Origin of the sequence: Pokkaliibacter plantistimulans, from assembly GCF_003194385.1 — a bacterium.
In the GTDB taxonomy this organism is placed as follows: domain Bacteria; phylum Pseudomonadota; class Gammaproteobacteria; order Pseudomonadales; family Balneatricaceae; genus Pokkaliibacter; species Pokkaliibacter plantistimulans.
Window position 1 is genome coordinate 19,251 of sequence record NZ_LAPT01000067.1, and the last position, 14,857, is coordinate 34,107.

The window sequence follows — 14,857 nt, forward strand, 5'->3', positions numbered from 1 at the left end:
CATTTGACAGGGCGTGTCTGGCTGATAGTATTTGCGCATTCTTTATACGGCCGGGCCTGCTGGCCGCTTCTGGTATTACCTGCGGATCGATTACCCATGACTACCATCCTCAAAAGTCTTCCTGTTGGCCAACGTGTTGGCATCGCCTTCTCCGGCGGTCTCGACACCAGTGCTGCGCTGCACTGGATGCGCCTGAAGGGCGCGGTACCCTACGCTTACACCGCCGATCTGGGTCAGCCCGACGAATCTGACTACGAAGCCATTCCCCGTAAGGCCAAACAGTACGGTGCTGAGGATGCCCGTCTGATCGACTGCCGCGCGCAGCTGGTGGCCGAAGGTATCGCTGCTATCCAGTGTGGTGCGTTCCACATTTCTACCGGTGGTGTGACCTACTTCAACACCACGCCGCTGGGCCGCGCGGTGACCGGCACCATGCTGGTGACCGCGATGAAGGAAGATGGCGTCAACATCTGGGGTGACGGCAGTACCTACAAAGGCAACGACATCGAGCGTTTCTACCGCTACGGCCTGATCGCCAACCCCAACCTGAAAATCTACAAACCCTGGCTGGATGATGCGTTTATCGACGAGCTGGGTGGTCGCGCCGAAATGTCCGAGTTCATGAGCAAGGCCGGTTTCGACTACAAGATGTCAGCCGAGAAAGCCTACTCCACCGACTCCAACATGCTGGGCGCGACCCACGAAGCCAAAGATCTGGAGTACCTCAACTCCGGCATCAAGATCGTTAACCCCATCATGGGCGTGAAGTTCTGGGACGAGAACGTCAAGGTCGAGCCTGAAGTCGTGACTGTACGCTTTGAAGAAGGTCGTCCGGTGGCTCTGAATGGCATGACCTTCCAGAACGATGTGGAAATGATGCTGGAAGCCAACCGCATCGGCGGTCGTCATGGTCTGGGCATGAGCGATCAGATCGAAAACCGCATCATCGAAGCCAAGAGCCGTGGTATCTACGAAGCGCCGGGGATGGCCCTGCTGCACATCGCCTATGAGCGTCTGGTCACCGGTATCCACAACGAAGACACCATCGAACAGTACCGCATCAATGGTCTGCGTCTGGGTCGTCTGCTGTATCAGGGCCGCTGGTTCGATTCACAGGCACTGATGCTGCGTGAAACCGCTCAGCGCTGGGTTGCCAGCGTGATCACCGGCGAAGTGACGCTGGAACTGCGCCGTGGTAACGACTACTCCCTGCTCAACACCGAGTCACCCAACCTGACTTACGAAGCTGAGCGTCTGACCATGGAGAAAGGCGAGTCTGCCTTCTCGCCCAACGATCGTATCGGTCAGCTGACCATGCGCAATCTGGACATCGCCGACACCCGTGCCAAACTCGGCGCCTACGCTAAGACCGGCCTGTTGTCTGCTTCGGTGACCAATGCGCTGCCACAGCTGGACGAAAGCAAGTAAGTCTGACTGATTAGCCCAGCCTGTCTGGGTTAAGCAGAGCCCGATGCCCCGTCAGAGCCGTTGCCATAGCAGCGGTGTCTGACGGGGCATCGTCTTTTATGGACATTGAGCAGGTATGGACAGTTAACAGGAATGGACAGTGAACAGGGAGGTAACGGCCATGCAGTGCCGCGTGCGGCTGACTTTACGGGCAGCGGGTGTGGGTAAGTTGCTGCCGCCAGCGTGGGCAGTGCTGCTGATCATGATGCTGCAAGGTTGCGGCGCAGCCACCTGGCAGCATCCGCCGACCCGGAGCGATCAGCAGATGCTTTATGTGGTCAGTCACGGCTGGCACACGGGGATTATCCTGCCGACGGTGGAGCTGTTGCCTGCCCTGAGCTTCCTCAGGGAAGACGTTGCCGATGGGCCTTACGTCGAGATTGGCTGGGGTGATAAAGGCTTTTATCAGGCACCGGAAATCACGGTGAAGCTGACCTTGCAGGCGATGTTCTGGCCGACGGACAGCATTCTGCATGTGGTGTCCGTGCCGGAAGCACCGGCTGAGTATTTCAGTGCCAGTCAGGTGGTGGAAGTGCCGGTATCGCGCGAGGGTATGGCGGCGTTGCAGCAGTCGGTACTGGCCACCTTTGTGCTCAATGATCAGGGCCGCGGTATCATCACCCAGCCCGGTATTTACGGTAAGAGCTATTTCTACGCCGCCAACGGCTACTATTATCTGACCAATACCTGCAACCGCTGGACGGCGCAAATGCTGGCGGCGGCGGGGTTGCCCATGGCTCCTCTGACCCTGACCGCGGGTGGAGTCATACGGCAGGTTCGGGCAGCGCAGCTGCAATTGTCTCCTTCACTCTGAGTAAGCACCGGTGCCAGTGAGGGCGCTGAATATCTTGTAACAGGATCAACGCAGCCCAATATGGGTTAAACCTTTATTTCGCGAAAGCACTGCGGCAGTGGATCGTCTGCGGTGCGCAACTGCCCGGCGGTGCCATTCATTTCAGGCCGTCCCGGGTGCCATCCTTACCATCACACAGGGAATGCCATGATGAAATGTACCAGCTGTAATCAGGGTGAACTCAAGCCCAGCTTTATCGATAGCCTGTTCCGCGCCCATACCTGCAGCCACTGCGGTGGTAACTGGATTCTGATCGAGGATTATGTGGCCTGGAAGGAACGCCATCCTGAGTATCAGTTTGCTGCGGACATGAGTCTGGAAGAGAGCGACGCTGAAGACTCCCGACAGGCACTGCTGTGCCCGATGACGGGGGCATTTATGCAGAAGTTTCGTATTTCCCTGCACAGCAGCCATCGCCTTGATTACAGCTCGGCGGTAGGCGGGCTGTGGCTGGACAAGGGAGAATGGGAGCTGCTGAAGAAGGAAGGGCTGGCGGGCAGCCTTAATGCCGTAGTGACGCCACAATGGCAGAAAAAGCTGCAGCAGCAGGGGGCCAAAGAGCACTTTGCCCAGCTCTATCGTGACAAGTTTGGTGAAGCTGACTATGCCAGAGCGCAGGAAGTGCGCGCCTGGTTGCAGGCCCATCCGCGCAAGGCGGATCTGCGTGCCTATCTGCTGGCGTTTGATCCTTACTCGGCAGAGCGTTAAGCGGCTGGGCCTGTCTGATCGGACAGGTTTATCCCGTCAGTACCTTTGCTAAAGTGCGCATCGTCCTATGGCAGTGAATGCTGTCTGGCAATCGCACACTGACATTTGTTGTCATTTGCCCGGCTCCGCCGGGCATTTTTCTTGCTGCCGCTGATGGCTCCCTCTGTTTGCTCCTCTGACCCGAATTATCCCGCCAGGATTCACATTGCTGGCTGACTGGTGTATCACATCAGATGGTGTTCAACAGCGCTGACCTCAGCGACGTGGTGTGGCCAATCCTATCCAGCGGCAAGGAGCCGATATGAACAAGACCCGTAGTGCATTTGCGATTTCCCTGTTATCGCTGTCCATTGCTGCAGCGCTGCTGCCTGCCGGTAGTCAGGCGGCATCCCTGCCTGCCGTCGAAGCGCAGAATGGCATGGTGGTATCCTCCCAAGCGCTGGCCTCCCAGGCGGGCATCGATATTCTCAAACTTGGTGGTAACGCGGTGGATGCCGCCGTGGCGGTGGGCTATGCCCAGGCTGTGGTCAACCCCTGCTGCGGTAACATCGGCGGCGGTGGTTTCATGACCCTGCATCTGGCCGATGGTAAAGATACCTTTATCGACTTCCGCGAAATGGCACCGGCTGCCGCGACGGCCAATATGTATCTGGACGACAAGGGCGAGCTGAAGAAGGGCGCCAGTCTGTACGGTTATCTGGCCGCGGGGGTACCGGGCACAGTAAAAGGACTGGAGATGGCGTTGGCGCAGTATGGCTCCGGTAAAGTCAGCCGGGAGCAGATCATGGCACCGGCGATCAAGCTGGCCCGTGATGGCTTTGTGCTGACCCGAGCTGATACGGATGTGCTGGATACTTCGCTGCAGAAATTCCGTGATGACAAGGAAGCAGGCAAGATTTTCCTGCGGGCCGATGGTTCACCCCTGCAGCCCGGCGACCGTCTGGTGCAGAGTGATCTGGCCAACACCCTTGAGGCGATTGCCAGCAGTGGTGCTGACGCCTTCTACAAGGGCAAGATCCCTGAAGCTGTAGCTGCGGCTTCCAAAGCCGGTGGTGGCATCCTCAGCGTGGAGGATTTTGGCAACTACAAGGCGGCTGAGCGCACTCCCGTACGCTGTGACTACCGGGGTTATGAGTTTATCTCTGCACCCCCACCCAGCTCCGGCGGCACCACCATGTGCCAGATTCTCAACATCCTCGAAGGTTATGACATCAAGGCCATGGGCTATGGCTCAGCCGAATCGGTGCATTACATGACCGAGGCCATGCGCCATGCCTACGTGGACCGCAATACCCTGCTGGGCGATCCGGACTTCGTCAAAATGCCGCTGGATAAGTTACTGAGCAAGGAATACGCCGCCAGCATTCGCAAGGAAATCAATGCTGACAAGGCCACGCCTTCGGAGCAGGTTCAGCCCGGTATCGGCCCGCATGAAAAACCGGAAACCACCCATTACTCCATCGTCGACAAGGATGGCAATGCTGTCTCCACGACCTACACCATCAATGGCCGCTTCGGTGCCGGAGTGATTGCGCCGGGCACCGGTTTCTTCCTCAACGACGAAATGGATGACTTCACCACCAAGGTAGGCACCCAGAACCTGTTCGGACTGGTGCAGGGCAAGACCAACGCCATCGAGCCGGGCAAACGGCCGTTGTCGTCCATGTCACCCACTATCGTCACCAAGGATGGCAAGGTGTTTCTGGTGGTGGGCTCTCCCGGTGGCTCGCGCATCATCACCATCACGCTGGAAACGGTGATGAACATCATCGACCACGGTATGGGGCCACAGGAAGCGGTGGATGCGCCGCGTATCCATCATCAGTGGCTGCCTGATCAGGTGTATTTCGAGACCCGTGGTCTGTCGCCTGACACCCTGAAACTGCTGGCGGGTATGGGCTACAAGATGGTCGAGCAGACGCCCTGGGGCGCTGCCGAGCTGATCATGGTCGGCTTGCCTGCCGACAAGTCGGGTTCTGCCAGCTCCGGCAACGACGGTGCGGTGTCGGGTAAGGTGCGTGAAGGCTACCTGTACGGTGCCAACGATGCCCGCCGGCCCGCCGGTGCCGCCATCGGCTACTGATGCTGGTTGTAGCGAGGTCTGGCCTGCATTGCTAATACATCAGGCCTGCTTCTCTACAGGATCAGACAGTAAAACGCCCCGTGAGCTTTGGCTCACGGGGCGTTTTCGTCTGCAGCCTGTTTAGCCGTGGGGTGCCAGAGACCGTGCCTGCATTGAGGCCGAACGGGCGAACTGCTGACGATACTGGCTGGGGCTGATGCCCAGCTGTTTACGAAAATGATGGCGCAGGGTCAGGGCATTCCCGAAGCCACATTTGTCTGCCAGTGTTTCCAGATCATCGGCGGTGGTTTCCAGATAGCCTCGGGCCAGAGTCAGACGCTGGCTGATCAGCCATTGCTGCGGCGTCATGCCGGTGGCAGCGCGGAAATGGCGGTCGAAACTGCGCCGTGACATGCGTGCCTGATCTGCCAGCTGATCTACGCCCAGCGGCTGGTGCAGGTGTTTCCTGGCCCAGTCGAGGGTGGCGCTGAAACGATCCTGACGCGGCAGGATGGGGGTATCGACAAACTGTGCCTGTCCGCCCTGACGATGGGGTGAAATGACCAGTCGGCGGGCAACACTGTTGGCCACGTCATAACCGAAATCCTCACGGATGACGGCCAGCCCCAGATCCAGCCCGGCGGCACTGCCCGCTGAACAGCCAAGCTGGTCATGCAGCACGTACAGCACATTATCGACATAGTCAGTGGCAGGAAAACGCTGGCGGAAGCCATCGGCATAGCGCCAGTGGGTGGTTGCCCGGCGACCGTCCAGCAGGCCGCTTTCGGCCAAAAGAAACGCACCAGAGCAGAACGTCAGGATACGTCCACCCCGCTGATGCAGGGCGCGTATGGCATCGAGCAACCCTGCCGGAATGACTTTATTTGCAGCGCTCCAGCCCGGAATCACCAGCATGTCGAAGTCATCCAGTGCGCTGACCTGACGCGCACTGATGAGGATACCGCCGGTGGCCCGCAGCGGACCGCTGTCAAAGCTGATGACCTCTGTCTGATACCAGTGCGGCCATTCCGGCCGTGGCAGGGCAAACAGTTCTACCGCGCAACCAAATTCGAAGGTGGCCAGCTGGTCATAGGCAAGAATGGCGACCCGTGGTGACGCAGGTTCGGAGCGAGGTTGGGTCATGCTGATTCCGGTCAGTAGGTATGTGGTTGGCTGGATATTATCGATAAATGGTCATTCGGCCAATGGGCGCCATCGACGTCTCCTCGTACAGTAGTGTCATCACTTACGCACATTACCCAGCTAACGATTCAGGGAGAGTCCCATGTCTTCAGCCGTATCCCGTCCTGCTGCCGCCTCCAGTGCTGCTGCCGAAGCGCATTTTTCCGCACTGCTGGCCTTTGAAACCGACTGCTGGGATGTCAATCATGCCATCAGTAACGGCCGTCGCGATTTTGTGCTGCTCGATGTCCGTGGCGAAGCCCAGTATCAGCAGGGGCATCTGCCAGAAGCGCTGCACTTTCCGCATACCCGACTGAATGCCGACAGTCTGGCCGACTATCCGCCGGATACCCTGTTTGTGGTCTATTGTACTGGCCCGCACTGTAACGGGGCAGACAAGGCTGCCCTGCGTCTGGCGAGGCTGGGGCGGCCGGTGAAGAAGATGATTGGCGGTGTCACCGGCTGGCTGGATGAGGGCTTCAGTCTGAAGCAGGCATGACCGGTACGGAGGGCGGGGTATTTACAGTAAATTTACCCGTAGATACCTTGCGTTACGTAACGGAGTAAAATCTGTGCAGAGAAAAACATGCTCCCTGTGCGTTAAAGGGCTATACTTGGCCATTATTTGTACAGCCAACCTGTTGGCATTATTTACATAGGGGCGCAACTATGGCCATTTCCTTCAACGCATCCAGCTCGTCCTCGACCAGTCTGCTTGATCGCCTGCAGGAGCAGCAGGAAAAGCAGAACGAGAAGCTGGCCTCGGGCAAACGCATCAACAGTGCGGCCGATGATGCTGCGGGCCTGCTGATTGCCAACCGCCTCAGCTCCACCATTTCCGAGTCTGATCAGCGTGCCATCAACGCCCGCGATCAGCAGAGCCTGAATAACATCCAGAGCGGTCAGCTGAGTGCCATCAGCGACAACCTGCAGCGTATGAACGAGCTGTCGGTGAAAGCCGGTAACCCGCTGTATGCCGGTTCCAAGGCGATTCAGCAGGAGCTGAATAACCTGACCGAAAGCACCAATGCCATCGCTGGCGAAGCGCTGGGCAACAGCAATTTCCTGTCGGGACTGGATGCTTCTGACCCTGCCGCGTTGCAGGCGGCCATCAATACGGCATCCAGTACGGTAAACGATAAGGCCACTACGCTGGGCGCTGATACCAACGCGCTGCAGAGCCAGATCAACACCTATCAGGTGTCTTCCATCAATACCGCAGCGGCCCGTTCACGCATCGCCGATACCGACTACGCCAGTGCGGTCAGTGATCAGGCCAGTAACAGCGTACAGTCACAGATTGCTGTGCAGGTTCAGCGCAGCCGTCAGCAGCAGGCAGGTTTGCTGGTTGATACCCTGGTGTGATGCCTGAACGCAGGCCTCGTTCCTGCTGACAAGACTCAGTGTTGATAAGCCATCCCTCGGATACCGACGGATGGCTTTTTTCTTTATGCTGATCGGCCCGCCCTTTTGTCGGAGTTGCTCATGAGCCAGCCAGTTGTTAGTGCTGTCAGCCTTCACCCTTATTCACCTGAGTTTCAGCAGGGCGTGGTGGATCTGATCCTGCCTATCCAGCAGCAGGAGTTCGATATTCCTGTCACCCTGGCTGACCAACCGGACCTGCTCGACATTCCCAATTTCTATCAGCACGGCACCGGTAACTTCTGGGTGGCGGTGGTGGACGGGCAGGTGGTGGGCAGTATTTCCCTGCTGGATATTGGCAATGGCCAGACCGCCCTGCGCAAGATGTTTGTGCATGCAGACTGGCGTGGCCGCGAGCGTGCCGTGGCACAGCAGCTGTTGCAGCATCTGGTACAGCAGGCCCGCCTGCAGGGCGTGCGTGATATTTTCCTCGGCACCACGGCCAAGTTTCTTGCGGCGCATCGCTTCTATGAAAAGCACGGCTTCCTGCTGATCGACAAAGCCGAGCTGCCCGCCCGCTTCCCGGTGATGCAGGTTGATACGCGTTTTTATCATCTGCCGCTTGCCGCCTCCGCAGTCTGACGGCACAGAGTCTGTAACGTTGCCGTGTGGGCGAGACGGAGGACAGATCACGACCCGCGGGGCTGAGCCAGCCGAGAAGGGGGAAATCTAGCCATGGACAACCTCAGTGAGTTTGCCAATGGGCGCGCCTACGATGCGCAGTATGGTCATCTCTATACCGATGACATCGCCTATCTGACCAGCCTGTTAGCGGAGACCGGCGGGCCGGTGCTGGACCTCTGCTGTGGTACCGGCATCGTCAGTATTCCGCTGGCGCAGCAGGGAGTGGAGGTGATCGGTGTGGATCTCAGCCAGCCCATGCTCGACTGGGCCAGAGCCAAAAGTCAGGGGCTGCCCGTGCGCTGGGTGCACAGTGATGTGCTGGCCTATGAGCCGGTGTGGCGCTTTGGTCTGATCACCATGACCGGCAATGCGCTGCAGATGTTTCTCGATGACACCCGTCTACTGGGGCTGTTTCAGCGGGTAGCGGGATGGCTGAGTGATGAAGGCTGCTTTGTCTTTGACACCCGCCTGCCCACGCCGCAGCAACTGCATCCCTATGAAGAGGAAGTGGAGCTGGCGCGCTTTCTGGACAGCGAATGCCATGAGGTGGTAGAGCTGGCGACCCGCTACTACGACAGCATCAGCCAGTGCCAGACCTGGCATAAGCGGCGGCTGCGCAATGGCGAACAGCAGCACAGCCAGATCACCCTGCGCTACAGCACTATCGAACAGCTGGAAAGCATGATGTATGAGGCCGGTTTACAAGTGCAGGCCCGCTTTGCTGACTGGCAGCAAACGCCGTTTCAGCGCGAAGCACACAGCATCGTCTATCGTCTGGGACGAATTCGTCACCCCTGAACTGAACAGGTGTTCACGATCTGAGTACAGTGTGATGATCGGCAGCACGTCCGCTATTTCGGTGAATGCGACGAAGATCGCGATCGGTGCTTGTTGAATGAACGCAATTTGCTAAAGTGCTGCGTTATTCGGATAGCGCTGCTGCCCTGCCGTCTTGTGCGCCTGAACAGCTTGGTACAGGTGGCGCTGACCAGAGGGCGCTGAGCGGGTCTCGAGAATCCCTTCTGAGGAATGTTATGACAACCACCACTGACATCATTCGTGGCCGTGTCGCGGCCTTGCGTGCGGCCATGGCCGACCGGGGCGTCACTGCCTGCCTGATCCCTTCTGCCGATCCCCATCTGTCCGAGTATCTGCCCAAACGCTGGCAGGGGCGTAAATGGCTGTCCGGTTTTACGGGCTCGGTCGGTACCCTGATTGTCACCGCCGATTTTGCTGGTGTCTGGGTGGATGGCCGTTACTGGGTACAGGCCGAGCAGGAGCTGGCAGACACCGGCATCCAGCTGATGAAGCAGGTTGCCGTCCAGCAGGTCGCCTATATCGACTGGCTGGCAGACACCCTGCCTGAGGGCAGTGTGGTTGCTGTCGATGGGCAAGTGCTGAGCCTGACGCTGACGCGCACTCTGCAGCAGGCGCTCAGCGCTAAAAAGATCGGGCTGCGCAGTGATGTGGATGTGCTCGACGCCATCTGGCCAGAGCGTGCCGGTCTGCCAGAGGCACCGATTTACGCCCATGAAGCCCCCTTCGCCACGGTCAGCCGGGCACAGAAACTGGCCCGTGTGCGCGAGCGCATGCAGGCATCAGGAGCCGACTGGCATTTTATTTCCACCGTCGATGATCTGGCCTGGCTGTTCAATCTGCGCGGCAGTGATGTGTCGTACAACCCGGTTTTTGTCGGCCACGCTCTGCTGGGACGGGATGAGGCCACCCTGTTTATCGCCGATGGCAAACTCAGTGCTGAGCTGACGGCGCAGCTGGCCGCAGATGGTGTGAGCATCGCCCGCTATGAGCTGGCGCCGCAGAGGCTGGCAGCCCTGCCGGCGGGCACTAGCCTGTTATGCGATCCCAACCGTGTGACCGCTGGGCTGATTGGCCAGTTGCCAGCAGGTGTCACGATACGGGAAGAGCTGAATCCATCGACCCTGATGAAGGCCTGCAAGACGGCCGAAGAGGCTGCCCATGTTCGTCATGCCATGGAGCAGGATGGCGCGGCACTGTGCGAATTCTTTGCCTGGCTGGAGCGGGCTCAGGCGCAGGGTGAACATATCACGGAGCTGACCATTGATGAGCAGATTACTGCGGCGCGGGCCCGTCGCCCCGGCTTTGTCTGCCCCAGCTTCTCCACCATCGCCGGTTTCAATGCCAACGGAGCCTTGCCGCACTACCGTGCTACTGAGGAAGCGCACAGTGTTATCAGCGGTGATGGCCTGCTGCTGATTGACTCCGGTGGCCAGTATCTGGGCGGTACTACCGATATCACCCGTGTGGTGCCTGTGGGCGAGGTCAGTGCAGCGCAGAAGCGCGACTATACCCTGGTGCTGAAGGGCATGATGGCGCTGTCCCGTGCGCGTTTCCCCAAAGGCATCAAGTCACCGCTGCTGGACAGTATTGCCCGTGCACCCTTGTGGGCGGAAGGTATCGATTACGGTCACGGCACCGGCCATGGCGTGGGCTACTTCCTCAACGTCCATGAAGGTCCGCAGGTGATTTCCTATTACGCCCAGCCTGCTCCGCAGACTGCCATGGCCGAAGGCATGATCACCTCCATCGAGCCGGGCATTTACCGGCAGGGCCAATGGGGCGTGCGGATCGAGAATCTGGTCATCAACCAGAGCGCTGCGGGTGAGTTCGGTGAATATCTGCAGTTTGAAACCCTGACGCTGTGCCCTATCGACACTCGCTGTATCGACCTGTCGCGCATGCGTCCGGATGAAATCGACTGGCTCAATGGCTATCACGCCGAAGTGCGCGCGCGCCTGCTGCCACTGGTTGAAGGGGAAGCCAAAGCCTGGCTGGAGCGCCGTACCCAGCCGCTGGCCTGACAGAGCCAGAAACGGCAGATTGCGCTGCCTCACGCAGCGCAGTCTTTCGTAAACAGTCACTAATCGATGCGTCGATTGCCGGTATGCTGGGATGTTCTTCACTGCATTGGCCAGGTTCAGCATGACCGCATCACGTCGTTCTTTTCTCAAGCAGCTCTCGGGTCTGGTGCTCGGTACAGGCAGCCTGTCTGTGCTCAACAGTCTGGCCGCGGCGCCTAGTACAGCGCTGGTGCCAGCCCTGTTCATCGGTCATGGTTCACCGATGAATGCGCTGGAGAACAATCCTTTCACCCTCGCCTGGGATGCCATGGCCGATAACCTGGCACGCTTACCCAGGCCCAGAGCCATCCTCTGTGTTTCTGCGCACTGGCAGACGCCGACCTCGACCGTCTCAGTTGCCGCCAGACCATCGACCATCTATGACTTCTATGGTTTTCCCGGGGTGCTGTATATGCGCCAGTACCGTGCCATGGGCGTGCCGGAAAGCCAGCAATGGTTGCAGCAGGCGACCACTCAGGCGATAGGGGCTGATGCGGAGCGCGGTCTCGATCATGGTGCCTGGGTGGTGTTATCGCGACTGTTTCCGCGGGCGGATGTGCCGGTATTTCAGCTCAGTCTGGGACAGGATCTGGACTTCGATGGCCACTATCAGCTGGCGGCACAACTGGCGTTGTTACGACGTCGCGGGGTGATGGTGATTGGCAGTGGCAATATGGTGCACAACCTGCGTTCTGCGCAGGAGGATGACCTGTACGGTACGCGGGATCAGGTGCATGGCTGGGCACAGGAGCTGGATCAGCGCCTGCTGAGTGCCATTGATGCGCAGGATCACCTGCGCCTGCGTCATCTGCCGATTACCGAGCCGCGCCTGTTTGCGCAGGGGCATCCCACCGCAGAGCACTTTCTGCCGCTGCTGTATCCGCTGGCGATGCAGGATAAGCAGGATGAGCTGCACTACTTCGCCAAGGGTTTTGCGCCGGGGTCTATCTCCATGACCTCTCTGCTGCTGATGCCAGCCTGAGCGAGCCACAGAAACAACAAAGCCTGCACGAGGCAGGCTTTGTGTTGTTCAGAAAGCGCGGGTCAGTTAGCGACCGGTGGTTTCAAAACGTGCCAGATGAGGCTCATTTTTGCTGGCCTTGTCGGCCGCCACACGCTTTTCCCAGAAGGTGGCGTTCTTGATGCCCAGCTTCTGGGGATGGAACACGGGGTCCAGACCCTGTTTCTTCTGCGCTTCGTAATCCTTCAGTGCCAGCAGGGCGGGCTTCTGCAGAATCAGGATGGCGATGATGTTCAGCCAGGCCATCAGACCTACACCGATGTCACCCATGCCCCAGGCTACTTCAGCGGAACGGATGCTGCCGTAGAACACCGAACCCATGATCACCAGCTTCAGCAGCAGGCTCAGCCAGGGGCGATGCACCTGACGGTTGATGTAGGACACGTTGGTATCGGCGATGTAGTAGTAAGCCATGATGGTGGTGAAGGCAAAGAAGAACAGTGCGACCGCTACGAAGATGTTACCGAAGCCGGGCAATACGGTTTCAACCGCGGCCTGGGTGTAACCGGGGCCAGCATCAACGCCGGGCAGATTCTGTACCAGGAACTCGCCTGCAGTCAGACCTTTGACGTTATAGGTGCCGGTGATCAGGATCATCAGCGCGGTTGCAGTGCAGACGAACAGGGTGTCAACGTATACGGAGAAGCCCTGTACCAGACCCTGTTTGGCAGGGTGAGACACTTCAGCCGCGGCTGAAGGATGTGGGCCAGTACCCTGACCGGCTTCGTTGGAGTAAACACCACGCTTCACACCCCACTGGATCGCCAGACCCAGCACAGCACCGAAGCCTGCATCCATACCGAAAGCGCTTTTGCAGATCAGGGCGAAGATCTGGGGCAGTTCACTCAGGTTCATGGCGACGATCACGCACGCCACGATGATGTAACCCAGCGCCATGAAAGGGACTACGACTTCCGCAACCTGAGCGATACGCTTAATACCACCGAAAATGATCAGACCCAGCAGGATAACCACGACAGTAGCGGTCACCGTGGGATCAATACCGAAGGCATTGGCGACACCAGTGGCAATGGAGTTGGCCTGTACGCCGGGCAACAGCAGACCACAGCCGATCACGGTCGCAATGGCGAAAATCCAGGCATACCACTTCTGGCCCATGCCTTTTTCGATGTAGTACGCCGGGCCACCACGGTACTGGCCGTCTTCTTTCTCTTTGTAGATCTGTGCCAGGGTGGACTCAACGAAGGCCGTGCTGGCGCCGAGGAAGGCTACCGCCCACATCCAGAACACTGCGCCCGGGCCACCAAAGGTAATGGCAGTCGCCACACCGGCGATGTTACCGGTACCTACACGGCCGGAGAGGGAAATCGTCAGGGCCTGAAAGGAAGAGACACCGCTGGCTGAGGCTTTGCCTTCGAACATCAGGGTGACCATTTCTTTCACGTGGCGAACTTGCAGAAAGCGGGTGCGCAGAGAGAAGTAGCAGCCTACCAGCAGGCAGAGGCCTATCAGATAGTTGCTCCAGATAACGTCATTGATTGCGTTGACTAACTCAGCCATGACAGCGGTACCCTCGTTATAGTTTATTTTTGGAATTATGGTGATTGACAGCGAATCTTCCCGGTTGTTTTTTCACCAGCAGGCTGGATGGTCGGGATAGAAAATGAGCGCAGAAAAATACTCTGATCGTTACTTTTTGACAAGCACTCACTGCGTGGGGATGTCAATAGAAACATTGAAACCGTTTGGTTTAGAAATGCTTTTTGCTGTACCGATTCTGCAGCACCGTATGGCCGACGTGCAGCAGATCGTGAACAGGTTCTCAGGTGAAAGGAGGGGGGTTATTGAGGGGGTGTGAAGATGTTGTCAAAAATGCCCCGTAAGCCATTTTCCGCCAGCAGACGCTGGTAGCGGCCACTGCTGACCAGTTTCATCAGTCCGCGGTTGAAAGCGTCGATCAGTTCGGTATGGCGCGGGTTCTGGTAGCCGGAGATGGCGTAAATCAGATTGCGGCTCAGGGGCTTTTCGGCAAATTCCAGCTGCTGCAGGGTGGCTTTGTCCTGCTGCGATAACTGATAGCGGGCCACGGTTTCATTTTCCGGCATCAGGTCGATGCGTCCTTCGAGTAGCATACGAATCCCTTGCGAGAATGCGCGCACTTCAAAGGTGTTGTAGTTATTGCTGGCGAGAAAGTCGCTGTTGTAAGCATAGCCCCGAATCAGCGCAATATTTTTGCCTGCCAGGCTGGATAACCCAAGAAAGATGAAGGGGTCATCTTTGCGCTTGATGAACTTGATCGAGCTGTCCAGATAGGGGCGGCTGAACATGAAATCGCGACTGCGGTCACTGTCCCACCAGGCATCGACGATCATATCGAACATGCCTGTGCGTGTGCCTTCCAGTGCTCGTGCCCAGGGCACAAACACCATTTCCACCTGATAGCCCTCTTCTTCCAGTGCCTCTCGGGCCAGCTGCACAGCAATACCGTTATCTGCCCGCCTGTCATCGAGATAGGGCGGCCAGGGATCTCCGGCAATGGTGACATGCTTGGACTGTGGATTCTGTACTGTCTCGGCAGAAACCAGCAGCGGAGCCATGCTCAGCCAGAAAAAGGCAGACAGAAAGAAGGCGCGAATGGTGTGTTACCTACATTACGGGCAGAGGATACGATGCATTGA

General features: G+C 58.2%; 14 protein-coding genes. 11 read left to right on the forward strand and 3 right to left on the reverse strand.

Annotated features, from left to right (window positions below):
* The first annotated feature begins 96 nt into the window (after positions 1-96).
* The 4 genes from argG (at position 97) to ggt (ending at position 5,111) form a co-directional block, all read left to right on the forward strand.
* A complete protein-coding gene (gene argG, locus WH50_RS13925; protein WP_110187894.1) occupies positions 97-1,428 on the forward strand; it encodes an argininosuccinate synthase in 1,332 nt (443 codons plus the stop codon).
* Between the two features lie 139 nt (positions 1,429-1,567).
* Entirely contained in the window at positions 1,568-2,281 is a 714-nt protein-coding gene (locus tag WH50_RS13930; protein WP_133251325.1) for a TIGR02117 family protein, read from the forward strand.
* Between the two features lie 186 nt (positions 2,282-2,467).
* A complete protein-coding gene (locus tag WH50_RS13935) occupies positions 2,468-3,028 on the forward strand; it encodes a zf-TFIIB domain-containing protein (RefSeq protein ID WP_243410110.1) in 561 nt (186 codons plus the stop codon).
* 301 nt (positions 3,029-3,329) lie between these two features.
* On the forward strand, positions 3,330-5,111 hold the full coding sequence (ggt, locus tag WH50_RS13940) for a gamma-glutamyltransferase (RefSeq protein WP_110187852.1): 1,782 nt from the start codon (positions 3,330-3,332) through the stop codon (positions 5,109-5,111).
* A gap of 120 nt (positions 5,112-5,231) precedes the next feature.
* Here the strand turns inward: ggt and WH50_RS13945 are convergent, their stop codons facing one another.
* Positions 5,232-6,233 (reverse strand): helix-turn-helix domain-containing protein, encoded by a 1,002-nt coding sequence (locus tag WH50_RS13945; protein ID WP_110187853.1) that lies wholly within the window; start codon positions 6,231-6,233, stop codon positions 5,232-5,234.
* A gap of 142 nt (positions 6,234-6,375) precedes the next feature.
* Here WH50_RS13945 and WH50_RS13950 point away from each other — a divergent pair, with 142 nt between their 5' ends.
* The 6 genes from WH50_RS13950 to WH50_RS13975 all read left to right on the forward strand — a co-directional run bounded on the left by WH50_RS13950 (position 6,376) and on the right by WH50_RS13975 (position 12,179).
* On the forward strand, positions 6,376-6,771 hold the full coding sequence (locus tag WH50_RS13950) for a rhodanese-like domain-containing protein (RefSeq protein WP_110187854.1): 396 nt from the start codon (positions 6,376-6,378) through the stop codon (positions 6,769-6,771).
* A gap of 170 nt (positions 6,772-6,941) precedes the next feature.
* Positions 6,942-7,637: a flagellin gene (locus WH50_RS13955; protein WP_110187855.1), complete on the forward strand. Its 696-nt coding sequence runs from the start codon at positions 6,942-6,944 to the stop codon at positions 7,635-7,637.
* 120 nt (positions 7,638-7,757) lie between these two features.
* Entirely contained in the window at positions 7,758-8,276 is a 519-nt protein-coding gene (locus tag WH50_RS13960) for a GNAT family N-acetyltransferase (RefSeq protein WP_110187856.1), read from the forward strand.
* Between the two features lie 93 nt (positions 8,277-8,369).
* Positions 8,370-9,116, forward strand: coding sequence for a class I SAM-dependent DNA methyltransferase (locus WH50_RS13965; protein ID WP_110187857.1), 747 nt, complete (start codon positions 8,370-8,372; stop codon positions 9,114-9,116).
* Positions 9,117-9,352: 236 nt separating this feature from the next.
* Positions 9,353-11,158, forward strand: a complete 1,806-nt coding sequence (locus WH50_RS13970; RefSeq protein ID WP_110187858.1) for an aminopeptidase P family protein — start codon at positions 9,353-9,355, stop codon at positions 11,156-11,158.
* Between the two features lie 121 nt (positions 11,159-11,279).
* Complete coding sequence (locus tag WH50_RS13975) at positions 11,280-12,179, forward strand: dioxygenase family protein (protein WP_165838428.1); 900 nt, start codon at positions 11,280-11,282, stop codon at positions 12,177-12,179.
* A gap of 66 nt (positions 12,180-12,245) precedes the next feature.
* Here WH50_RS13975 and WH50_RS13980 read toward each other — a convergent pair whose 3' ends face one another.
* Positions 12,246-13,739, reverse strand: coding sequence for an alanine/glycine:cation symporter family protein (locus tag WH50_RS13980; RefSeq protein WP_110187860.1), 1,494 nt, complete (start codon positions 13,737-13,739; stop codon positions 12,246-12,248).
* Between the two features lie 103 nt (positions 13,740-13,842).
* Here WH50_RS13980 and WH50_RS13985 point away from each other — a divergent pair, with 103 nt between their 5' ends.
* Entirely contained in the window at positions 13,843-14,037 is a 195-nt protein-coding gene (locus WH50_RS13985) for a hypothetical protein (RefSeq protein ID WP_110187861.1), read from the forward strand.
* Here the strand turns inward: WH50_RS13985 and WH50_RS13990 are convergent.
* Positions 14,021-14,776, reverse strand: coding sequence for a substrate-binding periplasmic protein (locus WH50_RS13990; RefSeq protein WP_110187862.1), 756 nt, complete (start codon positions 14,774-14,776; stop codon positions 14,021-14,023). The genes WH50_RS13985 and WH50_RS13990 overlap by 17 nt on opposite strands.
* Positions 14,777-14,857: the final 81 nt, after the last annotated feature.